At 71.3% G+C, this 22,463-nt stretch carries 16 protein-coding genes; 10 read left to right on the top strand and 6 right to left on the bottom strand.

Annotation, left to right across the window (positions count from 1 at the left end):
• The first annotated feature begins 299 nt into the window (after positions 1-299).
• Together ACFWPS_RS11755 and ACFWPS_RS11750 are read left to right on the top strand one after the other, a co-directional pair.
• The gene (locus ACFWPS_RS11755) at positions 300-1,265 is read left to right on the top strand and encodes a hypothetical protein (RefSeq protein ID WP_383703649.1); all 966 of its coding nucleotides are present in this window, start codon (positions 300-302) and stop codon (positions 1,263-1,265) included.
• 114 nt (positions 1,266-1,379) lie between these two features.
• On the top strand, positions 1,380-1,973 hold the full coding sequence (locus ACFWPS_RS11750; RefSeq protein WP_383703647.1) for an HAD family acid phosphatase: 594 nt from the start codon (positions 1,380-1,382) through the stop codon (positions 1,971-1,973).
• Here ACFWPS_RS11750 and ACFWPS_RS11745 read toward each other — a convergent pair.
• Complete coding sequence (locus tag ACFWPS_RS11745; RefSeq protein ID WP_383703645.1) at positions 1,952-3,316, bottom strand: PLP-dependent aminotransferase family protein; 1,365 nt, start codon at positions 3,314-3,316, stop codon at positions 1,952-1,954. The genes ACFWPS_RS11750 and ACFWPS_RS11745 overlap by 22 nt on opposite strands.
• Before the next feature lie 78 nt (positions 3,317-3,394).
• On the opposite strand from ACFWPS_RS11745, the gene ACFWPS_RS11740 reads away from it, so the two are divergent.
• The 5 genes from ACFWPS_RS11740 (at position 3,395) to ACFWPS_RS11720 (ending at position 12,062) form a co-directional block, all read left to right on the top strand.
• Positions 3,395-4,183 (top strand): alpha/beta fold hydrolase, encoded by a 789-nt coding sequence (locus tag ACFWPS_RS11740; RefSeq protein ID WP_383703643.1) that lies wholly within the window; start codon positions 3,395-3,397, stop codon positions 4,181-4,183.
• Positions 4,184-4,502: 319 nt separating this feature from the next.
• Complete coding sequence (locus tag ACFWPS_RS11735) at positions 4,503-6,458, top strand: FUSC family protein (RefSeq protein WP_383703641.1); 1,956 nt, start codon at positions 4,503-4,505, stop codon at positions 6,456-6,458.
• Positions 6,459-6,754: 296 nt separating this feature from the next.
• The gene (locus ACFWPS_RS11730; RefSeq protein WP_383703639.1) at positions 6,755-8,563 is read left to right on the top strand and encodes a VWA domain-containing protein; all 1,809 of its coding nucleotides are present in this window, start codon (positions 6,755-6,757) and stop codon (positions 8,561-8,563) included.
• Between the two features lie 121 nt (positions 8,564-8,684).
• Positions 8,685-10,400 carry a methionine--tRNA ligase gene (gene metG / locus ACFWPS_RS11725; RefSeq protein ID WP_383703637.1) on the top strand — a complete coding sequence of 572 codons (1,716 nt, stop codon included), beginning with the start codon at positions 8,685-8,687 and terminating at the stop codon, positions 10,398-10,400.
• Positions 10,401-10,571: 171 nt separating this feature from the next.
• Positions 10,572-12,062 (top strand): polysaccharide pyruvyl transferase family protein, encoded by a 1,491-nt coding sequence (locus ACFWPS_RS11720; RefSeq protein ID WP_383703635.1) that lies wholly within the window; start codon positions 10,572-10,574, stop codon positions 12,060-12,062.
• Positions 12,063-12,105: 43 nt separating this feature from the next.
• Here the strand turns inward: ACFWPS_RS11720 and ACFWPS_RS11715 are convergent, their stop codons facing one another.
• Together ACFWPS_RS11715 and ACFWPS_RS11710 are read right to left on the bottom strand one after the other, a co-directional pair.
• Complete coding sequence (locus ACFWPS_RS11715; RefSeq protein WP_383703633.1) at positions 12,106-12,453, bottom strand: DoxX family protein; 348 nt, start codon at positions 12,451-12,453, stop codon at positions 12,106-12,108.
• A gap of 88 nt (positions 12,454-12,541) precedes the next feature.
• The gene (locus ACFWPS_RS11710) at positions 12,542-13,894 is read right to left on the bottom strand and encodes a polysaccharide lyase family 1 protein (protein WP_383703631.1); all 1,353 of its coding nucleotides are present in this window, start codon (positions 13,892-13,894) and stop codon (positions 12,542-12,544) included.
• 240 nt (positions 13,895-14,134) lie between these two features.
• Here ACFWPS_RS11710 and ACFWPS_RS11705 point away from each other — a divergent pair, with 240 nt between their 5' ends.
• Positions 14,135-14,608: a hypothetical protein gene (locus tag ACFWPS_RS11705; protein WP_383703629.1), complete on the top strand. Its 474-nt coding sequence runs from the start codon at positions 14,135-14,137 to the stop codon at positions 14,606-14,608.
• Between the two features lie 27 nt (positions 14,609-14,635).
• Positions 14,636-16,042, top strand: coding sequence for a VCBS repeat-containing protein (locus ACFWPS_RS11700; protein WP_383703627.1), 1,407 nt, complete (start codon positions 14,636-14,638; stop codon positions 16,040-16,042).
• 74 nt (positions 16,043-16,116) lie between these two features.
• On the opposite strand, the gene ACFWPS_RS11695 is transcribed toward ACFWPS_RS11700, so the two are convergent.
• Positions 16,117-17,037, bottom strand: a complete 921-nt coding sequence (locus ACFWPS_RS11695; RefSeq protein ID WP_383703625.1) for an intradiol ring-cleavage dioxygenase — start codon at positions 17,035-17,037, stop codon at positions 16,117-16,119.
• A 141-nt stretch (positions 17,038-17,178) separates the two neighbouring features.
• Positions 17,179-18,942 (bottom strand): aspartate--tRNA ligase, encoded by a 1,764-nt coding sequence (gene aspS, locus ACFWPS_RS11690; protein ID WP_383703623.1) that lies wholly within the window; start codon positions 18,940-18,942, stop codon positions 17,179-17,181.
• A gap of 169 nt (positions 18,943-19,111) precedes the next feature.
• Here aspS and ACFWPS_RS11685 point away from each other — a divergent pair, with 169 nt between their 5' ends.
• Positions 19,112-21,223: a SpoIIE family protein phosphatase gene (locus ACFWPS_RS11685; RefSeq protein ID WP_383703620.1), complete on the top strand. Its 2,112-nt coding sequence runs from the start codon at positions 19,112-19,114 to the stop codon at positions 21,221-21,223.
• Here the strand turns inward: ACFWPS_RS11685 and ACFWPS_RS11680 are convergent.
• Complete coding sequence (locus tag ACFWPS_RS11680) at positions 21,220-22,278, bottom strand: AI-2E family transporter (RefSeq protein ID WP_383703618.1); 1,059 nt, start codon at positions 22,276-22,278, stop codon at positions 21,220-21,222. The genes ACFWPS_RS11685 and ACFWPS_RS11680 overlap by 4 nt on opposite strands.
• Between the last annotated feature and the right edge of the window lie 185 nt (positions 22,279-22,463).

Genomic DNA, 22,463 nt, shown 5'->3' with positions numbered 1-22,463 from the left:
GGCCCCCACGGCCGGGGCCCACGCGTTCCCCTTTTCCCCTCACCGGTCGCCGGGGCCGCTGCGGGCGCCCGGCGACGTTCCTGCGAAACCTGCGAAACCGCTCCGGTCGTGCCGTTCCCAGACCAGGAAACACCCGTTCGGGTCAACCCTCCACCGGAGCCCGGCGCCCCAAGGATTTCCGGGCGGGCCGGGGCCGTCGTAGCGCCGTTCGGCTTGACCTGCGCTCCGAGATGCCCCCGAATGCAGTCACACCGCTCGCCTGACCGGCCCTCAGGGGCTTGCCTGGAAGCGTGCCCCCCGTGCCCCTCCGGCCCGCGCCGCCCTCACACCTTCGGGGCGCCCTGTCGGCCCTGCTGATCGCGCTGGCCTGCCTGCTGCTGCCGTTCGGCGCGCTCGCGGCCTGGGCGGCGTACGGGCTGGCGGACACCGGACAGTACGTCAGCACGATGGCACCGCTGGCCGACGACCCGGACGTCCGGGACGCGGTGGCGGACACCGTCGGCGACGGCATCATGCGCGAGGTGGACGTCGGCCTGCCGATGCGGGGCACGGTGGCGCCGTTCGTGCGCGAGGCGGTCCGCTCCTTCACCCAGACCCGGGCGTTCCGGCTGGCCTGGGACGCCGGCAACCGGGCCACCCACGACGCCGTGCTGCGCGCGCTCCAGGACGAGCGCGAGGAGCCCGTGACCGTCGACCTCGCCCCGGTCACCGCCCAGGTCAAGGACCAGCTCACCCAGGACCATGTGCCGCTCGCGGCCCGTATCCCGGTCCAGCACACGGCGGTCGCCGTTCTTCCGGCCGCCGAACTGGACCGGCTCCGGAAGGGGTTCCACGTGCTCGAAGTCGCCGGCTTCTGGCTTCCCGTCGCGGCCGTCGTCTTCGCGGCCGGCGGCATCGCCCTCGCCGTCCGCCGGCGCCGCGCCGTCACGGCGACCGCGCTGGGCACGGCCCTCGGCGGCGCCCTGCTCGGCCTCGCCCTCTCGGTCGGCCGCCGGCTCACCCTGGCCGACCTGCCGCCGGACGTCTCGCACCCGGCCGCGGCCGCCGTCTACGACGCCCTGACGTCCACCCTCCGCACGGTCTCCTGGCTGCTCGTGGCCCTCGGCCTGACGGTGGCCGCGGCGACCTGGGCCGGCGGACGCCTGCGCCGGTCCAAGCCGCAGGAGACACCGGACAAGGCACGGCAACCGGCCGCCGGCACAGCCGATTCCACGTCCCTCAGGGCCGATTCACAGTCTTCTGACCAGAACATGCCAGTCACGTAACCGGCTGCTCCTCCAGGGGACACCCGGCGGGCGCCCCGGCCGACCACCGTGGCGGAACGACGGCCACCGGTACGGAACACCGGCGGCCGACGTGAGCTGAGGAGCCCCCACCCGATGAACCGTCCCACCGCGCGCCGAGCCGCTGTCGTCCTCACGGCCGGCCTCGCCCTGTCGTTCGCCGCCACCCTGCCCGCGCAGGCCGCCGACGCGACCGTCACCGAGGCCCAGTGGCTGTCCGACGTAGCCGCCGTCACCGGCCCCGCGCAGACCTACATCGACAACCGCGCGACCGCCAACACCTCCGGCGCCAAGCAGGCGATCGTCCTCGACATCGACAACACCTCGCTGGAGACCTACTTCGAGGGCGGCATCACCATCCCCGCCACCCCGCCGGTGCTCGCCCTCGCCCAGGACGCGCACGCCAAGGGGATCAGCGTGTTCTTCGTCAGCGCCCGCAGCGACCTGTACAACGTGGTGACCAGGGCGAACCTGAAGTCGGTCGGCTACACCGTCGACGGCCTCTACGCGCGAACCGTCGCCCAGCTGCTCACCGAGTCCGTCGCGGACTTCAAGACCTCGCAGCGCAAGGCGATCGAGGCGAACGGCTACGACATCATCGCCAACATCGGCAACAACACGACGGACCTGACCGGCGGTTACGCCGACACCACCTACAAGCTGCCGGACTACGACGGCCTGCTGGACTGACCCTCCGTGAGGGGCTGCCGCGGACCGCGCGCCGCAAGGTCGGCCAGCGTCCGCAGCGCCCCCACCAGCTCCGGCTCCGCCGCCGACGCGAGCCCGAGCCGTACCGCGTCCGGCGTCCGCTTCGGGTCGACGCGGAAGGCGGTACCGGGCGTGACCGCGATCCCGCGGGCGGCCGCGGCCGCCGTGAAACCGTCCGCCCGCCACGGCTCGGGCAGCTCCCACCAGGCGAAATAACCTGACGGATCGCCCCGTACGGCGAACCCGTCGAGCACCTCACGCACGAGCCCCTGCCGCCGCACGGCCTGCTCCCGCTTGGCCGCCACCAACCGCGCCACGGTCCCGTCCCCGATCCACCGCACGGCCGCCTCCAGCGCGAACGCCCCCGCACTCCACCCCCCGGACCGCACGGCGGCCGCCACCGCCGCCACCCGGTCCTCCGGTACGACGGCGAACCCGGCGGTGAGACCGGGCGCGACCCGCTTGGAGAGCCCGTCCACGAGATGCACGAGCCGGGGCGCGAGGGCGGCGAGCGGCGGTTCGGGGCCGCGGTGCAGAAACGACCAGATCCGGTCCTCCACGACGGGCAGCCCCAAGTCGCTCACCGCGCGCGCCAGTTGGAGCCGACGCTCGGTCGTGACGGTCACCGACGTCGGGTTGTGCAGGGTCGGCTGGAGGTAGAGCGCGGAGAGCGGCGCGGCCCGGTGCACGGCGAGAACGGATGCGACGACCGGCCCCTCCGCATCCGTCCGCACCGGCACGAGCATGCCGCCGAGCCGCCCGGCGATCTCCTTGACCAGCGGATACGTCAACGGCTCGACCCCGATCCGGCCGCCCGGCCGTACCAGGGACCCCAGGGTGGCGGCGATGGCCTGCCGGGCGTTGCCGGTGAAGAGGATGCGGCCGGGGTCGGGCCGCCAGTCGCCGGTGGCGAGCAGGTCGGCGGCGGCCTCCCTGGCGTGCGGGGTGCCGTCGGCGGCGGCCGGCCGCAGGGCGTCGGTGAGTGCGTCGGGCCGCAGCAGGGGAGCGAGGGCCGGGGCCAGCAGCTCCGACTGCCCTGGCACGGACGGGTAGTTGAGCTCCAGATTGACCCGGGCGGCACCGTCCTCGACCAGCGCCCGCCCCTCCGGCGCCGCCTGCGCGGCCCGCACGAACGTACCCCGCCCGACCTCGCCCACCACCAGTCCCCGCCGCACGAGTTCGGCGTACACCCGCCCCGCGGTCGAGGCGGCGATCCCGTGCCGCCGCGCGAACGCCCGCTGCGGCGGCAGCCGCTGCCCGGCCCGCAGCCGCCCCCGCGCGATGTCCAACGCGATCCGGTCGGCGATCCCCCGGAAGTCGTCCATTGTTCCCCCCATGCCGTATTGCACCGAGAGCAAAGATTTTATTGCACCGAGAAACGGGAGATCCCTAGGCTCGACAACATGCCCCCCTTCCTCACATACGACGAAAATCACCCACGCACCACACGAACCCCTCTCCTCCTCATCCACGGCCACCCCTTCGACCGCACGATGTGGCACCCCCAGCGCACGGCCTTCGCCCCCACCCGCCGGGTCGTCGCCCCCGACCTGCGCGGCTACGGCGCCTCCCCGGTCACCCCCGGCATCACCCCGCTCTCCCGGTTCGCGGCGGACATCGAGGAACTCCTCGACGTGCTGGGCGTGGCGACCTGCGTCCTCGCCAGCCTCTCCATGGGCGGCCAGATCGCGATGGAGTGCTACGACCGCCTCGGCCCCGAACGCGTCCGGGGCCTGGTCCTGGCGGACACCTTCCCCGACCCGGAGACCCCGGAGGGCAGACGGACCCGGAACGCCATGGCCGACCGACTGCTCCGCGAGGGCATGCGCGGCTACGCCGACGAGGTCCTGGAGAAGATGGTCGCCCCGCACACCCACCCCGACGTGAAAGCCCACGTCCACCGCATGATGACGGCCACGAACCCCGAGGGCGCGGCAGCAGCGCTGCGCGGCCGCGCCGAACGCCCCGACTACCGCCCGCTGCTGACGAAGGTCACGGTCCCGACCCTGGTCGTGGTGGGCGCGGACGACGAATACACCCCGGTCTCCGACGCCCAGTCCATGCACGCCCTGCTCCCCGACGCCACCCTCCGCATCATCGACCGGACATCCCACATGCCGAACCTGGAACGACCGGATGAGTTCAACCGGGCGTTGGAGGAGTTCCTGACACGGGTGGACGAAGAATCCTAATCTCGGAGTCTCGGAGTCTCGGAGTCTCGGAGTCTCGGAGTCTCGGACAAGTAACACACCAGCCCACCCGGCACCCGAACCCGAAAGCCGGTCCGCACCCCCACTCTCCAGCCCGTCCGGCGTTTGAGGACGAGGCCGTTCAGGCCGAAGCGGGGGTCCGGGGGCGGCAGCCCCCGATGCGGTGCGCCCGGCAGCGGCGGACGTGTCTCCCGGGGCTTCCCGGAGAGCGGCGCCCGTTTCCGCCACCTGCCCCACACCGACCACCGCGCCCTCGTCGTGGACATCACCCTCCACCGGCACAGCCCCTGATAATGGGCGCATGTCCCGCGAGTTCCCCATCGGCCTCACCCCTCCCGACTGGCTGGTAAGGAACCTCCGGCCGCAGCAGGCAGCCCCCCTCAACTGGGCCGCCCTCGCCCGCGCCGCGCTCGGCATGGCCCTCCCGCTCGCCGTCGGGCTGGCGGTGGGACAGCCCGCCTACGGGGCGCTCGCCTCGATGGGCGCCCTGTCCGGGGTCATCGGCGACACCGCCGACGCCTACCGGATGCGGATCCTCAACATCGCGGTCCCACAGCTCTTCGGCGCCGTCGGCGTCACCGTCGGCTCCCTGGTCTACGGGCAGGGCTGGCTGACGGTCGCCGTCATCACCGGCATCGCCCTGCTCTCCGGAATGATCTCGACGATCGGCGCGGTGTCCTCCGTATCCGGCCTGCTCCTCCTGCTCAACTCCGTGATCGGCGCGGGCCTCCCGCTGCCCGGCGCCTGGTGGCTCACCCCGGTGCTGATGACCGGCGGCGGCCTGCTGGTCCTCCTCCTCGCCCTGCTGGCCTGGCCGCTGCGCTCGGGCGTACCGGAACGCTCCGCGGTCGCCGCCGCCTACCGCACGGTCGCCGACCTGCTGTCCGTCAGCGACTCCGACGACAGCGAGGCGTACGACCGCGCCCGGCACACCGTCACCCAGTCGCTGAACCAGTCGTACGACCTGATCCTGGCCCGGCGCGCCCGGTACCGCGGTCGCAGCAGCGAACTCACCCGCATGCTCGCCCAGTTGAACGCGATCACCCCGGTGGTGGAGGCCGCCCCCGCCGTCCGGCTGGCCCGGCTCGCCGGAAAGCCGCTGCCGCCCGAGGTCCCGGCGGCAGTCCTGCACATCGCCGACGCCATCGAGACCGGCTACACCGGCCCGATAGGGCTTGACCTGCCCACGCCGGTCAACGAGACCGGCCGCGCCGTCGACCACGCCCTGCGGCACGTGGCCGAGGTCGCCACCACCCCCGACGTGGACCCGCGCGGCATCGACGACCGCCTGGGCCGCCCCGCCGCCCTCGGCATCCGCACCGCCCGCGCCGCCCGCAACGTGGTCCTCTCCGCCAACTCCTGGCGCTACGGCATCCGGCTCGCCCTGTGCATCGGTATCGCGCAGGCCCTGGTCTCCCTCGTCCCGGTCCCGCGCTCCTACTGGGTCGCCCTCACCATCACCTTCGTCCTCAAGCCCGACTTCGGCTCGGTGTTCTCCCGGGCGCTGCTGCGCGCGGTCGGCACGGTGGCGGGCCTGGTGGTGGCGGCGACGGTCCTCACCGTGGTGCCGCGCGGCTGGTGGGACGTGCCGGTGATGATGATCCTGGCCCCGCTGGTCCCGGCCCTGACCCCCCGGGGCTACGGCTTCCAGACCGCCGCCGTCACCCCGGTGATCCTGCTCCTCTCCGACGTGCTGAACCACCAGGGCACGGCCCTGCTCCTGCCCCGCCTCCTCGACTCCCTGATGGGCTGCGCGATCGCGCTGATCGCCGGCTACCTGCTCTGGCCGGAGAGCTGGCGCACCCGGGTCGGCGACCGCCTGGCCGACGCGGTGGCGGACACGGCGGCCTATGTCGAGCTGGCCTTCGATCCGGGCGCGAACCCCGCCGCCCGCGCCCGGATGCGCCGCCGCCTCTACCGCGACCTGTCCGTCATCCGCACCGAGTTCCAGCGCGCCCTGACCGAGCCGCCGCCCACCGGCCGCCGGGCGGCCGCCTGGTGGCCCCTGGTCGTCGCCGTGGAACGCATCGTCGACGCGACGACGGCGGCCCGGGTCCGGGTACGCCACGGAGCGCCGCCCCCGGCCCGGGCCGAGGTCGCGCAGGTGGCCCTGCAACTGCGCGAGCTGGCGGAGGGCGTCCGCCGCTCGGAGACCCTCGTCGCGGTCCGCACGGACCTCACGGGCCCCCCGGACAGCGTCCTGGAGCCACTGCGCCAGGAGGTGGCGGCGGCGAGGGCGATCGCCTCCCCGCACTGACGCTCCCGGCCGGCCACACCCCGATGGCGCACCCGCGCGCACATCACTATCCCATTACGAACCCTTGGCGTGGGCTCGACGACGGGGGCGCGGTCGCGCGCCCGAACGGCCGCCGAACGAACGGCAACCGAACTGAACGCAGCCGAGGGGAACTTGAGGACAGGCTGGGACTCGACCGCGGTACGCCCGACAGGAGTCATCGACCCTCCCCAAGATCGCAACCTGGGGCCGCTAACCTTACGTGTCCGTCCTGGCCAGCGATTGACGGGTATCAACTCACGCGAAGGGTTGCGCACATGGGCATTCTCACTCTCCTGCGGAACGCATTCGGCAGGTCGCGAAAGTCGCGCCCTGCCGAGGCAGAGGGTGCAGACCAGCTCCCCTCGCAGTCCACGCCGACCCCGGCGCCTCCGCAGAAAGCCACGGAACCGGAAACCCCGGCCGCGGTCCCGGAGCCCCGCCCGGCAACGACCGACGAACACGAACTGGTCTCAGCGGCTTTCGACCAGGTAACGGTCCCGAAGCAGGCGACCCGCCTGATCGAGCCGGAGGTGGAGGTCGACACGACGGGGGCTGCGCCTGAGACAGAGCCGACGGCTGAGACTGAGGCCGACGTGGTGGCTGAGGCCGAGCCGACGGCCGAGGTCGAGGTCGAGGTGACGCCCGAGACGGAGCCGGTCGCGAAGTCGGACGCCGACGAAGCCGAGCCGGAGCCGGTCGCCGAGGTGACGCCCGAGACCGAGGCTGAAGCTGAGGTCGAGGCGAAGGTGACGGCCGAGCCGGTGGCGGAAGCCGAGCCGGAGCCGGCAGCAGAGGTGACCGAGGAGGCGGCCCCGGAGCCGGAGGCCGAGGTCGAGCCGGTGGCTGAAGTGACCGCGGAGCCGGTCGCCGAGCCGGTCGCCGATGTCGCGGCCGAGCCCGCGCCCGAACCGGTAGCTGAGGCTGAGCCTACGGCCGAGGCTGAGGTGACGCCCGAGCCGGAGCCGGTCGCCAAGCTGGACGCCGAAGCCGAGCCGGAGCCGGTCGCCGAGGTGACGCCCGAGACCGAGGCCGAGCCGACGGTGGAGCCGGTGGCCGATGTCGAGGCGGAGGTGACGGCCGAGCCGGTGGCGGAAGCCGAAGCCGAAGCGGCAGCAGAGGTGACCGAGGAGGCGCCCTCGGAGCCGGAGGCCGAAGTGGCCGAACCGGCCGCAGCGGCCGCCGAGCCCCAGTCCGCCCCCGAGCCGGTAGCAGAAACCGTCGCGGAACCCACCCCGGACATCACCCCCGACACCACCGCGGACATCACCCCCGACACCGCTCCCGCGACCGCTCCCGAACCGGTCGCGGCGGCAGCCGAGACCGCCGCGCCGGAACCCGCCGCGGCCGCCGACGGCGGATCCGCCCCGCAGGGGCCACCCGCGCCCGACGACGAACCCGTCACGCGTGGTGCGGGTGGGAACACCCCGGCCCCGGCCCCGGCCCCGGTCGAAGGCGACGGCGAAGCCGAGGCCGCGCTCGCCAAGGCCGGCCTCACCGGCACCCACGCCGCCACCTACCTCGTCCTCGACCGCTCCGCGAGCATGCGCCCGTACTACAAGGACGGCTCCGCCGCGGCCCTCGCCGACCAGACCCTCGCCCTCGCCACCCGCCTCACTCCGGACGGCGAGACCCCCTCCGTCCACGTCGTCTTCTTCTCCACCGAGGTCGACGGCACCACCGACCTCACCCCCGCCTCCCCCGAGAACGCGATCGACGAGGCGCACGCCGGCCTCGGCCGCATGGGCCGTACCAGCTACCACGCCGCCGTCGAAGCCGTACTCGCGCACTACGACAAGCACCACGACAAGGACGCCACCCCGGCCGCCCCCGCCCTCGTCGTCTTCCAGACCGACGGCGCCCCGGACGCGAAGACCCCCGCCACCCAGTCCCTCACGGACGCCGCGAGGTCCCACCCCACCGTCTTCTTCTCCTTCGTCGCGTTCGGCGAGCACGAGAACAAGGCCTTCGACTACCTCCGCAAGCTGAAGACCGACAACGCGGCCTTCTTCCACGCGGGCCCCTCCCCCCTGGAGCTCACGGACGCCGAGCTCTACGACGGCCTCCTGATCGACTGGCGCCCGTAGAACTCCCCCGTATGCCGCCCGCTTCTCACCCCGTAAAACGGGAAGCGGGCGGCATACACATGTCGGCTACGATTTCAAGGTTCGCAATAGCAGCAACAGACCGACCTGGGAGCAGCCCCCGATGGCTCGACACCTCATCACCAGCGCCCTTCCGTACATCAACGGGATCAAGCACCTGGGCAACATGGTGGGGTCCATGCTCCCGGCGGACGTGTACTCCCGCTACCTCCGCCAGCGCGGCCACGACGTCCTCTACATCTGCGCGACGGACGAGCACGGCACCCCCGCCGAGCTCGCGGCGAAGGAGCAGGGCCTCCCGGTCGACGTGTTCTGCGCCCAGGCGCACGACGCCCAGAAAGCGGTCTACGACGGCTTCGCGCTCGCGTTCGACTACTTCGGCCGCAGCTCCAGCACCGAGAACCGCGAGATCACCCAGCACTTCGCCCGCCGGCTGAACGAGAACGGCTTCATCGAGGAGCGGGCGATCCGCCAGGTGTACTCCCCGGTCGACGGCCGTTTCCTCCCGGACCGCTATGTCGAGGGCACCTGCCCGCACTGCGGCTACGACAAGGCCCGCGGCGACCAGTGCGAGAACTGCACCCGCGTCCTGGACCCGACCGACCTGATCAACCCGCGGTCGGCGATCTCCGGCTCCACGGACCTGGAGATCCGCGAGACCAAGCACCTCTTCCTCCTCCAGTCCAAGCTCCAGCACGAGGTCGAGGAGTGGGTCTCCCGCCACGAGGACGACTGGCCGCAGCTGGCCTCCTCGATCGCCCGCAAGTGGCTGACCGAGGGCCTGCACGACCGTGCGATCACCCGTGACCTGGACTGGGGCGTGCCCGTCCCGGCCGACACCTGGCCGGAGCTGGCCGCCGAGGGCAAGGTCTTCTACGTCTGGTTCGACGCCCCGATCGAGTACATCGGCGCGACGAAGGAGTGGTCGGACCAGGACCCGGAGAACCGGGACTGGAAGTCCTGGTGGTACGACGTGGACACCACCGTCCGCTACACGGAGTTCATGGCGAAGGACAACGTCCCCTTCCACACGGTGATGTTCCCCGCCACCGAGCTCGGTGTCCGCGAACCGTGGAAGAAGGTCGACTACGTCAAGGCCTTCAACTGGCTGACGTACTACGGCGGCAAGTTCTCCACCTCGCAGAAGCGCGGCGTCTTCACCGACCAGGCCCTCGACATCCTGCCCGCCGACTACTGGCGCTACTTCCTCATCGCCAACGCCCCCGAGTCGGACGACTCGTCCTTCACCTGGGAGCACTTCACGGCGACGGTGAACAAGGACCTGGCCGACACCCTCGGCAACTTCGTCAACCGCGTCCTGTCCTTCTCGAAGAAGCGCTTCGGCGAGGAGGTCCCGGCCGGCGGCGAGCCCGGCGAGGCGGAGGCGAGGCTCGGCGAGGAGATCGCCGCGCTCCTCGCCGAGTACGAGTCCCACATGGAGTCCCTCCAGTTCCGCAAGGCCGCCGCGGCCCTGCGCGCCCTGTGGTCGGCCGGCAACTCCTACCTGGAGGAGAAGGCCCCCTGGCTGGAGATCAAGACGGACAAGGACGGCGCCGCTCTCACCCTGCGCACGGCGATGAACCTGATCCACCTCTACGCGGTGGTCTCGGAGCCCTTCATCCCGGCGACGGCGAAGACGATGCGCGAGGCGTTCGCCCTCACCGGCGACACCGCGGCCTGGGTCGCCGCCGAAGAGGCGAAGGCGCTGGCCTCCGTCCCGGCCGGCACCCCCTTCACCGTGCCCCCGGTCCTGTTCGCGAAGCTCACGGACGAGGACCTGGAGACGTACAAGGAGCGCTTCGGCGGCACGGACGCCTGACGCCCGACGTCGTACGCCCGCACACACCACCGGAGGCCCGGTGGGAGGTCTCCCTCCCACCGGGCCTCCGGCGTGCGTGGGTGGGTGGGTGGGATAAATCTCAGGTAAGAGACCGATTAGTCTCTTACTTCTTCTTCACCTCGCATTTACCTGCGGGATAGTGTGCCGTTCGTGAAACGCATCCTGATCCGCTCCGGAAAGAGCCCCTTCCGTGTCGCCACTCCGGCGGAGTTCATCCACCAGGATCTGATCGGGACCAACACCGGGAACCTTCTCTTCAGCGACTCGGCGCACAAGATGCTGACCACCCCGGACACCGAGGTGACGTCCAACGGCATCCGCACCGACCCCTCGGCCGGCCGTGCCGCGGAGATCAACGAGCAGTACGACGTCTTCGTCGTCCCGCTCGCCAACGCCTTCCGCCCGGCCTTCCAGGCCTCCCTGGACCGGCTCTCGACGCTCATCGAGCAGCTCACCATCCCGGTCGTGGTGTTCGGCGTCGGCGCCCAGGCCCCCGCGGACTACGACACCGCGTGGCTGGACCCCATGGCGGACTCGGTCGGCCGCTTCGCCCGCGCGGTCCTGGACCGCTCCGCCTCCATCGGCGTACGCGGCGAGCTGACCTCGAACTACCTCAAGAGCCTCGGCTTCCACGACGTCGACATCATCGGCTGCCCGTCGATGTTCCTCTACGGCGACACCTTCCCGGAGATCCGGGCCACGGAGCTGAGCGCCGACTCGCGCATCGCCCTCAACCTGTCCCCGGACGCGATACCCGTCGGCGACATAGCGGGCATCGCCCGGCACGCCTGGGAGCGCTATGCCCACCTCACCTACTACGCGCAGAACACCGCCGACGCGGAACTGCTGATGTGGGGCGACACCTCGCCGGAGTCCGGGCACACGGACCCCTTCCCGCTCCAGCTGAGCCACGCCCTGCTCCAGGAGAACAAGGTCCGCATGCCGCTGGACCCGGCCACCTGGATCGACGAGCTGCGCGGCTTCGACTTCGCCTACGGCACCCGTATCCACGGCAATGTCGCCGCCCTGCTGGCCGGCACCCCGAGCGTCGTCCTCACCCACGACTCGCGCACCCTCGAACTCTGCCGCTACTTCGACATCCCGCACCGCTCGCTCACCGAGCTGGACGCCGCCACCGATCCGCGTGACCTCTACCAGGACGCCGACTTCTCCGCCATGGTCAAGGGACACGGCGAGCGCTTCGAGCGCATGATCGCCTTCCTCGACCGCAACGACCTCCCGAACACCTACACCCACGGCGACGGCGGTGCCGCCTTCGACGCCCGGCTGGCCGCCCTCGACCTGCCCGCGTCGATGCCGGTCTGGGACGGCGGCGACGACGGCCAGCTGCGGTACCGGATCAGCCGGCTCCGCGAGCGGATCACCGCGGCCGACGCCAGGACGGCCCGGCACGCCAGGGAGAACAGGGAGCTGCGCGACCGGCTGACCACCGCCGAGAAGCGCGCGACCGAGACGGACCGCCGGCTCGACGCCCTCCGCAAGGAACTGACCGCCGCCACCAAGCGGCTGTCCGCGGTGGAACGCCAGGTCACCGGCATCGACAAGCGCCTCATGGTCCGCCTGGGCCCGGCCCTGCGCCGCCGCGTCCGCCGCACGAAGCCCAGCACCCCCCAGAGCTGAGCCCCTCAGAGCTGAGCCCCTCAGAGCTGAGCTCCCCCGGCCGTCAGCTCACCAGGCCCAGCACCAGCGCCCCGGCCACCGGCGCGGCGTAGACCAGCGGGAACGGAATGTGCGAGTACCACTTCGCCCGGGCCACCGTGATCGCGGCCCCGGTGAAGTAGAGCAGCAGGCCCACCGCCGCCAGCACCCCGACCACCGGCACGAACAGCCCGGCCACCAGGCCGACCGCACCGGCGGCCTTGGCCAGCCCGAGCGGGGTCCACCAGGCCGGCGGCACCCGGTAGTCGGTCAGCGCCTTGACGATCCAGTCGGCCCGCATCAGCAGCACGGTTGCGGAGAACCCGGCCAGCAGGGCCGCGAGCACGGTGACGACGTCGTGGGCGATACGCATGAGAGGCTCCGATCAGGACCGTTCGAGTGCCGGACACCTCTCTGACGCGTGCGCCCCCGACTGTGTGACAGCCGACGCGGAAAACCCCTCAGCTCGCGGTCAGCACACCCGCCCCCGCCGTCTTCGCCAGCTCCGCCGGCAGGTTCTTCGCGCTGCTCTCCAGGCCCGCCGTCAGGGTCGGCGTCCAGTTGACCGTCGTCTTGATCTTCTTGGAGTTCGCGCTGTTGTAGGCGGCGACGAGGTCGGTCGTCGTGCCGTTGACGAGGTTGCCGCTGCCCGCGATCGAGCCGGTGCCGTCGCCGCTGAGGAGCTTGGAGACCTTGAGGGAGCTCGGCACGGTCCAGTAGTTGTTCTGGGCCACGACCTGGGCCTTGGCGCGGGAGTTGATGCTGTACTGCAGCGCGTAGCCGTTGAGGGGCGTGACGTCGTAGACGTTGTTGTAGAGGTGCACCTGTCCGACGCGGGTGAGCGGGGCGCGCTGGACGATGCCCTTCCAGATGTTGTGGTGGAGGGTGACGCGCAGCTTGCCGCCCGGCTCGCTGTCGCTGCTGCCGATCAGCATCGTCTTGTCGTGGCTGGTGAACTGGTTGTGCTCGACGGTCACCAGGTCCGAGCTCTTGGTGATGTCGAGTTCGCCGTCGTGGACCTGGTGCTCACGGCCGTAGTACTTCGGGTTGGTGCTGTCGAAGTGCCCGGCGTCGGTGAACGTGTTGTGGTCGGCCCAGACGTGCGTGGCGCCGCGCAGCGTCACCGCGTCGTACTCGGAGTTCCAGTTGCCGTCGTCGCCGTCGGTCGGGTCCCACTGCGGGAAGCAGTCCTCGGTGTCGGAGAACGTCAGGTTGCGGACGACGACGTTGTCGACCTTCTGGATCTGGAGCATCCCGCCGGTGATGCCGGCCTTGGTGCCGGGGACGCCGACGATCGTGGTGTTGGCCGGCACCTTGAAGACGATGTTCGCGGCCTGCTTCTTCTGCGCGGCGGCCCGCGCGGTCTCCTGGGTGCCGGAGGGCAGCTTGGAGCGGCCGTACGTCGACGGGTCGAACGCCTTCAGGTAGGCGCTCAGCGAGTACCCCGTGCCGGCCGCGTAGTCCGCGCAGGTCAGCTTCTTGCCACTGCCGTCGGTGTTGGCGTCGATGGTGCCCTTGACCTTGATGATGCGTGGGGTGGTGTCGCTCGCCGAGCCCAGCGCCTTCACCAGCTGGGCGCGGGTGGCGACGGTGAAGGTGTGCGCGGCGTCGGCCTTCGCACCACCGGTGGTACCGGAACCGGACGACGCCCAGCCGTCCTTGGCGGCGAGCGTCTGGTGGTACAGGTCGACGGCCGACGTGGCGTTCGCGCTCAGCACGAGCGCACCGGCACCGACCCCGGCGGCCACGACGGCGGCGGAGACGACGAGGGCACGGCGCTTACGGAGAGACCGACGGTGAGAGGAGGAGGCCACGGAGGAGTCCTTAGGTATTTCCGAAGTACGGGAAACCGCCCGCTGGAGCGGGCTTCACCTCTCTGTGGTTGTGGAGATCGAAAAGGTTGCCGTAAATGTTTCTGCGGGATGGTGCCCATCCCGGGGGCGGGCGGCGAAAGTTGACCCAGGCAGCCGTTCCCCGGCCGGACAGCCCGGTGGGGGGTGTACCGGCCCGCCCCCGAATACCTCATGTCCACAACACATCCGTATGGTTTCGCCATGGCACCTGAGCTCATCCCGATCGCCTACGAGCCCCACGGCCGTACCGAGGCCATCGGTCACTACACCGGCGGACAGTTCCTGGCGTCGGTCACCTACGCGTTCCCCGAGGGGTTCCGGCTCGACGAGGGCTGGGAGGAGCAGAAGCGGCTCTACTCGGTGCTGCATCTCTTCGACGCCGAGGGGCACTACCGCGACTCGCAGATCTGGTGCGCGGGCAGCTGGGCCGAGCAGCAGCTCGATCCGGACGGCGCCGGGTCGGTGCTGGCGCGGGCCCGCGCGCACCTGGCGGGCATGCTGCGCAGCCTGCCCCGGCGGACGTACACGGACATCGCGATACGCCCGTTCCAGCTCACCGTCGACGGCGTGTTCTTCGGGCTGGTGGCGAAGGAGGACGACGACGGGGGATGGGCCGAGCTCTACCCGGACCACCTGGGCTTCAGCGAGCCCTGGGACGGCCGGTACGACACCTGACAGTTGAAGAATCCAGGGGGGTAACTCATGCACAGATGGGGTGCGGCCGCGTTCGTGGCCGCGTCTCTGGTCGGCGGCGTCCTGCTGCCGGCCGTCCCGGCCACCGCCGTACACGGCGCCGTGCCCGGCGACTTCAACGGCGACGGCTACCGTGACGCGGTCCTGCCCGCGCCGGGCGCGAACGTGTCCGGCAAGGAGGGCGCGGGCGCGGTCGTCGTGCTGTACGGCTCCGCCTCGGGGCTGTCGACCAGCCGCCGTAAGACCATCACCCAGAACACCGCCGGTGTGCCGGGCGTCAGCGAGGCCGGTGACGCCTTCGGCGCCGCGACCGCCACGGCCGACCTGAACCGGGACGGCTACGCCGACCTGGTGGTCGGATCACCGTACGAGGACACCTCGAAGGGCACCGAATCCGGTGCGGTGACGGTGCTCTGGGGCAGCAGGAGCGGGCTGACGAGCGCAACGGATCTGCCGTCGCCGTCGTCCTCCCCGTGGCACTACGGCAGGGACATCGCCGCGCTCGGCCTCGGAGCCGGGGCGAAGACGCGGGTCGCGGTCGCCGGGTCGGACGCATCCGTGTACTTCAGCGGGCCGTTCACCCGGAGCGGCGCCTTCGGGTCCGTCGTGTACAACGCCGACACGGCGTCCCCCATGTCCGTCGCGCTCGGCGATTTCGACGGCGACGGCGTGCCCGACCCGGCCTCGGCCACGGACCGGCTGAGCGACCTGAGCGGCGGCGAGGTCTACACGAACCCCGCCTACGGCGATGCGCTCAAGGGCAACGGCCTGATCGTGGCCTCCGGCGACGTCAACGGCGACGGATACGCCGACCTCGTGGCCGGTGATCCGGACGAGCCGGAGAAGGCGGGCGTGGACGGCGCGACGGGCGGCCGCGTCCTCGTCTGGTACGGCTCCGCCACGGGCATCACGACGGCCACGACGCCCGTGCAGATCACGCAGAACACCGCCGGTGTTCCCGGCGCGAGCGAGAAGGGCGACAACTTCGGCGGGTCCCTGGCGGTGGCCGACCTCAACCGGGACGGCCTCGCGGACATCGTGATCGGATCACCGTTCGAGAACCTGGCCAAGAGCGGGGCGGGTCAGGTGACCGTGGTCCCCGGCCGCCGCAGCGGCGCCCTCGGCACCGGCTCGTACTCCTTCTCCCAGGACACGGCGGGCGTCCCCGGTGCCTCCGAGACCGACGACTTCTTCGGTACGACGGTCTCGGTCGGGGACGTCGACAACGACGGCAGGCCGGAGCTGTTCGTCAGTGCGGCCTACGAGAACGCCGCCACCGGCGCCGTCTGGGTCTTCCCCGGCGGCTCCGCACGGCCGACGGCCTCCGGCAGCCGCGTCATCACCGCGCACGGGGTCGGCCTCACACAGCCGGCCGACACCCTGCTGGGCGGCAACGGACTGCTCTCGGTGATCTGAGCACTCCGAACACGCCGAAGGCGCCCGGGGCCCTTCTCCCTGGATCCCGGGCGCCGGCCTCACGGCTGTCGGCGTCAGCCGTTGCTCGTCTCGTCCGGTTCGACGCCCAGGGTCAGATGGGCGCGGACGCCGCGGGCGATGTGGTGGCGGTCGTACTTCAGGTAGAGCAGGCCGCCCTCGTGCCCGTTGTCCGGGTAGATGCTGTCACCGTCGAGGGTGGTGCGGGTGGTGGTGTTGCTCGCGTACGGCTCCACCTCGGCCGACAGCAGGACCGACTTCTCGTCGAAGAACAGCTGGCCCGTGTGGCAGGTGTGGCCGCCCTCGTACCCGGCGTCCGTCCACTCGCCGTCCACGTGCACCTTGACGTGGATGTGGACGCACCGGCCCTGGTACCAGCCGGGGAAGACGGTCTTGAAGGTGACGTGGCCGTGCCGGTCCGTGTGCCAGGTGCCGCGCAGGTAGCGGGTGTCGTCGGTCGGCTCCTGGTGGCCGCCGCCACCGCCGGGCGGGGGTCCGCTGGGGGTGCCGGTCGGCGCGTCGGTGGGCGTGCCGGTCGGCGGGGTGCCGCCGCCACCGCCGCCGCTGCCCGACTCCTCGTATCCCGAGTAGACGCCCGACGCGTTGCAGTGCCAGATGTCCACGGCCGCGTTCCGGAGCGGCTTGCAGGTCTCCGCGTCGATCACCTTGAGGGTGAGGTGCAGGGGGATGCCCGCCTGGTCCTCGGTGACGTCCTGGCGGAGCTTGTCGGCGTCGATGTAGTAGGGGCCCTCGACCAGTTCGGAGGTGAGCGTGTAGCAGGCGCCCTCCGAGGCCGAGGGCGAGGCCTCGGTTCTGGCGCCGGTCGCCGTGGCGTTGGTGCCGTCGGTCGCCGCGAAGGCGCTGCCGACGCCTACCGCGGTCACGGCCACGCTGCCCGCCGCCAGGACCGTACGACGGGCCAACTTCCTTCTCTCTTCAGGGGATTGAGCATCTGTGGGGGTGTGGGTGTCTGTCATGGTCAGGGACCGTAGACAAGGCGGAGCCTGTGGGAACATCGGAGCGAGCTGTGAATGCGCGGTGCGCAAGCGAAAGGCTCGAAACCGACGCCGGTTTCGAGCCTTTCCTTCAGCTGTGCTGTTTCTGCGTGCCTGTGTGCCTTACTTCGGCTGCGGCTTCCGGATGGAGATGTTCAGCTCGCGCAGGCGGGTCTCCTCCAGCTCGGTCGGTGCGCCCATCATCAGGTCCTGGGCGTTGCCGTTGAGCGGGAAGGCGATGGTCTCGCGGATGTTCGGCTCGTCGGCGAGGAGCATCACGATGCGGTCGACGCCGGGGGCGATGCCGCCGTGCGGCGGGGCGCCGAAGCGGAACGCGCGGAGCATGCCGGCGAACTCGCGCTCGACGGTCTCCTCGTCGTAGCCCGCGATGCCGAAGGCCTTGAGCATGATGTCGGGCTCGTGGTTCCGGATGGCACCGGAGGACAGCTCGGTGCCGTTGCAGACGATGTCGTACTGCCAGGCGAGGATGTCCAGCGGGTCCTGGGTCTCCAGGGCCTCCATGCCGCCCTGGGGCATCGAGAACGGGTTGTGCGAGAAGTCGATCTTCCCGGTGTCCTCGTCCTTCTCGAACATCGGGAAGTCGACGATCCAGCAGAACCGGAAGACGTCCTCCTCGAAGTGCCCGGCACGCTTGGCGGCCTCGACCCGCACCGCGCCCATGATCTTGGAGACCTCGTCGAACTCACCCGCGCCGAAGAACACGGCGTGCCCGGCGGCCAGCTGGAGCCGCTTGGTGAGCTCGGCGACGTTCTCCTCGGTGAGGAACTTGGCGATCGGGCCGGACAGCGAGCCGTCCTCGGCTACGCGGACCCAGGCCAGGCCCTTGGCGCCCTGCGAGACCGCGTAGTCGCCGAGCTGGTCGAAGAACTTGCGGGGCTGCGCGGAAACGTCCGGCACCGGCAGGGCGCGCACGTGCTTGCCGGCGAAGGCCTTGAACTCCGAGCCCTCGAAGATGTCGGTGATGTCGACGAGCTCCAGCTGGGCCCGGAGGTCCGGCTTGTCGGAGCCGTACTTCAGCATCGCCTCGCGGAACGGGATCCGCGGGAAGGGGGACGTCACGTGACGGCCGTTGCCGAACTCCTCGAAGAGCTCGGTCATCAGCTGCTCGATGGGGCGGAAGACGTCCTCCTGCTCCACGAAGCTCATCTCGACGTCGAGCTGGTAGAACTCGCCGGGCGAGCGGTCGGCGCGGGCGTCCTCGTCGCGGAAGCAGGGCGCGATCTGGAAGTAGCGGTCGAAGCCGGAGATCATCAGCAGCTGCTTGAACTGCTGCGGGGCCTGCGGCAGGGCGTAGAACTTGCCCGGGTTCAGGCGGGAGGGGACGACGAAGTCACGCGCGCCCTCGGGGGAGGTGGCGGTGAGGATCGGCGTCGCCATCTCGTTGAAGCCGAGCGCGACCATCTTGTGACGGATGGCCGAGATGACCGCCGTACGCAGCATGATGTTGCGGTGCATGCGCTCGCGGCGCAGGTCCAGGAAGCGGTACTCCAGGCGCCGCTCCTCGTTGACCCCGTCCTCGGTGTTGATCGTGAACGGCAGCGGGGCGGCCGCGCCGAGCAGCTCGACCTCGACGACCTCGACCTCGACCTCGCCGGTGGGCAGGTCGGAGTTGATGTTCTCGGTTCCACGTGAAACAACGCGGCCGTCGACGCGGACCGTGGACTCCTTGGAGAGCTTGTCCAGGGCCTCGTACGCCGGGGTGCCGGGGCGGGCGACGAGCTGCGTGATGCCGTAGTGGTCGCGCAGATCGATGAAGAGGATGCCGCCCAGGTCGCGCCGATTGTGCAGCCAGCCGCTCAGCCGGACGTCGGTGCCGACGTCAGAGGCGCGGAGCTGGCCGCAGGTGTGGGACCTGTACCGATGCATCGTCGGGTGTTCCTCTTCTTCGGGTTCTGCCGAGGTGCTCTCCTCGACCGGGACGGGCCACGGGGCCCGGACCCATCAAGGGTACCGGGCACCCAAAGATCGGCTCCCCACCATTAATGCGGCCCTGAAACAGTGGCACTCTGCGATCTCATCTTCCTAAAGTAGGGCAATGCGAACTGGCGAGCCCCTGCCCGCCGTGGAGGACGTCCTCGCCGCCCTCGCGACCGGGCTGTGGCACTGGGACACCGCCACCGGGCTGGTCACCGCGGACGCGGAGGCGGCCCGGCTGATCGGGCTGCCTGCCGAACCGTCCATCCTCTCGGAGGCCCTGGTCCGGTCCCGTTTCCATCCCGTGGACTGGAACGAGAACACCAGCATCACCCGGCTGGCCGCGGTCGAGGGCACCCTCGCGGAGGTACGGCTGCGGGTCATGGACGAGCGCGGCCTGCTGATCCGTACCGTGCGCAGCCGTTTCCGGCCGGTGTACGACTCCGCGGAGCGCGTGTACCGGGTGACCGGCACCCTCCAGGAGGTCACGGAGCCGACCCCCGGCAGCGCGGTCCAGCATCCGGTCACCGGTGACTGGCGGCGCTCCCGGGAGGCGTTCCTGCTGGACGCGGGCCGGGCGCTGGCCGAGGCGCGGTCCACGGAGGAGGTGCTGCGGGTCGCCGCGGGCCTGTCGATGCCGGGGTTCTCCCCGGACGGGCTGGTCGTCTTCGGGGTCAAGGGCGACCGGCTGATGATGATCGGCCACCACGGCCAGCAGATCGACGAGGACAGCCCCTTCAGCAGCATGCCGCTGGATACCGACTACCCGGCGGCCGAGGTGGCGCGGACCGGCCGGGCCGTCTACCTCTCCTCCGCCGACCAGTACAAGTCCCGCTACCCGGTGACCTGGCCGCTGGCCGAGCGCTTCGGCCGGCAGTCCTGGGCCTTCCTGCCGCTGACGGTGGCCGGCCGGACCATGGGCGCCTGGATGGCGGGCTTCACCTACCCGGTGTCGTTCACCCCGGACGAGCGGTCCGTGCTCACCACGGTGGCCCGGATGCTGGCGCAGGCCCTGTCCCGGGCCGGGATCGCCGACTCGGAGCGGGAGCTGACGGACGGCCTCCAGCGCTCCATGCTGCCGACGCTGGGCCCCGAGATACCCGGCATGGACACGGCCGCCCGCTACATACCGACCGGCGGCGGGCTCCAGGTGGGCGGCGACTGGTACGACATGATCCCGCTGCCGTCCGGCCGGCACGCCCTGGTCATCGGCGACGTCCAGGGCCATGACGTACGGGCCGCGGGCCTGATGGGCCAGCTGCGGATCGCGCTGCGCGCCTACGCCTCCGAGGGCCACCGTCCCGACGCGGTGCTCTCCCGGGCCTCCCGTTTCCTGCACGGGATCACCTACGACGAGGACGACGCCGACCTGCGCTTCGCGACCTGCCTGTACGTCGAGGCGGATCCGGCGACCGGGGTGCTGGAGATCGCCCGGGCGGGACATCTGGACCCGACGATCCGCATGGCCGACGGCACGGTGCTGCGGCGGCCGACGGCGGGCGGGCTGCCGCTCGGCATCGACCCGGACGCCGACTATCCGACGACGCGGTTCGCCCTCGAACCCGGCGAGACCATGATGATCTGCACCGACGGTCTGATCGAGACCGGCGGCCACGACATCGAGAGCGGCTGGCAGCGGATCCGGGCGATCATGGAGGAGCACGGCGACGGCGACCTGGAGAAACTGGCCGACGGCCTCGTCCAGGCCGTACACGGCCCCTCCTCCCACCACACCACCGGGCCGCTGGCCGACCGCCGCGAGGACGACATAGCGGTGCTGCTGCTGTCCCGGCCGGCCGGCGGCCGCAGCGACGAGCCGCCGGCCGTACGGCCACGGATCCGCCGCACCCTGATGTCGGTGGCCCAGGACGAACCCGAGCGGATCTCCGAGGCCCGCCAGCACCTGCGCGAGCTGCTGCACGACTGGGGGCCGCCCGACCAGGTCGACTCGGCGGTCCTGCTGGTCTCCGAGATGCTCACGAACGTCCTCGTCCACACCGACGCGGACGCGCTGCTGGTCGCCGAGGTCTCCGGCCAGGTCCCCGAACGCCGCCTGCGGGTGGAGGTCACGGACGCCGGCGACGACCTCCCGCACAAGCGCCGCCCCGGCGAACTGGCGTCCTCCGGCCGCGGCCTGGTCCTGATCGAGGTCCTGGCGGACGCCTGGGGCGTCGATCCGCGCGGGCAGGGCAAGAGCATCTGGTTCGAGCTGTACGAGGCCGACAAGTCCTAGCCGGTGGCGTCGGCCGGTGGCGCCTCGCCGGTGTCGTAGCGGGCGCGCAGCTCGTGTACGACCCCGAAGGCGGCCGCGGTGAGCGGTACGGCCAGCAGCATGCCCAGGATCCCGGCGACGGAGGCGCCGCCCGTGATGGCCAGCATCACCACGGCCGGGTGCATCTGCATGGTGCGGCTCTGGATCATGGGCTGGAGTACGTGCCCCTCCAGCACCTGCACGGCGAGCACGACGCCCAGCGCCCACAGCGCGATGACGAAGCCGCGGTCGGCGAGTGCGACCAGGACGGCGACGGCACCGGAGATGAAGGCGCCGAGGTAGGGGATGTAGGCGCCGACCAGGACGAGCGCGCCGAGTCCGACGGCCCCCGGTACGCGGAGGACCAGCAGGCCTACGGTGATGCAGACGGCGTCGATGAACGCGATGACGGTGGTGCCGCGCATGAACCCCTCGATGCCCTCGAAGGCACGGCGGGCCATGGCCTCGACCATGTCGGCGCTGGAGCCGGGCGCGACGGCCCGGATGGTGCCGACGACCCGGTCCGAGTCGCGCAGGAAGAAGAAGACGAGCAGCAGCGCGAGGACGGCCATGGCGAGGCCCTCTCCCACCACGCTCACCCCGCTGATGACGTTGGAGGCGGCGGTCCCGCCGAACTTGGCGAGCAGTTCCTTCGCGTTGCCTGCCAGGTCGCCGAGGGAGGCCCCGGCGGCCCCGAAGTGCCGGGCCAGCGACTTCGCCGCGTCCTTGAGCGAGGAGATGATCTCGTCGCCGGTGTCGACGAGCGCGGCGACGACGATGTAGACGGCACCGCCGACGACGGCGGCGACGGCGACGCAGGTGAGTCCGGCGGCGAGGGAGCGGTGCACGCCGACCTGGACGAGCCGCCGGTACAGCGGGCCGAGCAGCGCGGTACCGAGCAGGGCGAGGAGGACCGGGGTCACCGCGGTGCGGAACTCCGAGCAGAGCCGGACACCGACGTACCCCACCCCGGCGGCCAGCAGCAGCACCGCACACCACGCGGCGAAACGGCGCACGGGCTCGGGCAACAGCTGCACGGGTCCAGCGGACCATGCGAGGCCGACAGATGCCCCGCCGTACACCCCCCACCGAGTGAACGCCCCCCACCGGCCGTACCAGGGGGCTCCGCCCCCTGGACCCCCAAATCCCATGCCCACCCACCACCCGACTCGGCCAACGAAGAAGCGAGGCCGAAGAGAGGAAGGCGACTCTTGCGACGAAG

The organism is Streptomyces sp. NPDC058457 (assembly GCF_042720695.1).
In the GTDB taxonomy this organism is placed as follows: Bacteria; Actinomycetota; Actinomycetes; order Streptomycetales; family Streptomycetaceae; genus Streptomyces.
This window is presented reverse-complemented; position numbering and strand designations above follow the sequence as displayed.

Bases quoted from the DNA above. Each gene is read 5' to 3' on its own strand.
- ACFWPS_RS11750 (WP_383703647.1), top strand. From the start codon at position 1,380: ATGAACCGTCCCACCGCGCGCCGAGCCGCTGTCGTCCTCACGGCCGGC.
- ACFWPS_RS11745 (WP_383703645.1), bottom strand. From the start codon at position 3,316: ATGGACGACTTCCGGGGGATCGCCGACCGGATCGCGTTGGACATCGCG.
- ACFWPS_RS11740 (WP_383703643.1), top strand. From the start codon at position 3,395: ATGCCCCCCTTCCTCACATACGACGAAAATCACCCACGCACCACACGA.
- ACFWPS_RS11735 (WP_383703641.1), top strand. From the start codon at position 4,503: ATGTCCCGCGAGTTCCCCATCGGCCTCACCCCTCCCGACTGGCTGGTA.
- ACFWPS_RS11730 (WP_383703639.1), top strand. From the start codon at position 6,755: ATGGGCATTCTCACTCTCCTGCGGAACGCATTCGGCAGGTCGCGAAAG.
- metG (WP_383703637.1), top strand. From the start codon at position 8,685: ATGGCTCGACACCTCATCACCAGCGCCCTTCCGTACATCAACGGGATC.
- ACFWPS_RS11715 (WP_383703633.1), bottom strand. From the start codon at position 12,453: ATGCGTATCGCCCACGACGTCGTCACCGTGCTCGCGGCCCTGCTGGCC.
- ACFWPS_RS11705 (WP_383703629.1), top strand. From the start codon at position 14,135: ATGGCACCTGAGCTCATCCCGATCGCCTACGAGCCCCACGGCCGTACC.
- ACFWPS_RS11700 (WP_383703627.1), top strand. From the start codon at position 14,636: ATGCACAGATGGGGTGCGGCCGCGTTCGTGGCCGCGTCTCTGGTCGGC.
- ACFWPS_RS11695 (WP_383703625.1), bottom strand. From the start codon at position 17,037: ATGACAGACACCCACACCCCCACAGATGCTCAATCCCCTGAAGAGAGA.
- aspS (WP_383703623.1), bottom strand. From the start codon at position 18,942: ATGCATCGGTACAGGTCCCACACCTGCGGCCAGCTCCGCGCCTCTGAC.
- ACFWPS_RS11685 (WP_383703620.1), top strand. From the start codon at position 19,112: ATGCGAACTGGCGAGCCCCTGCCCGCCGTGGAGGACGTCCTCGCCGCC.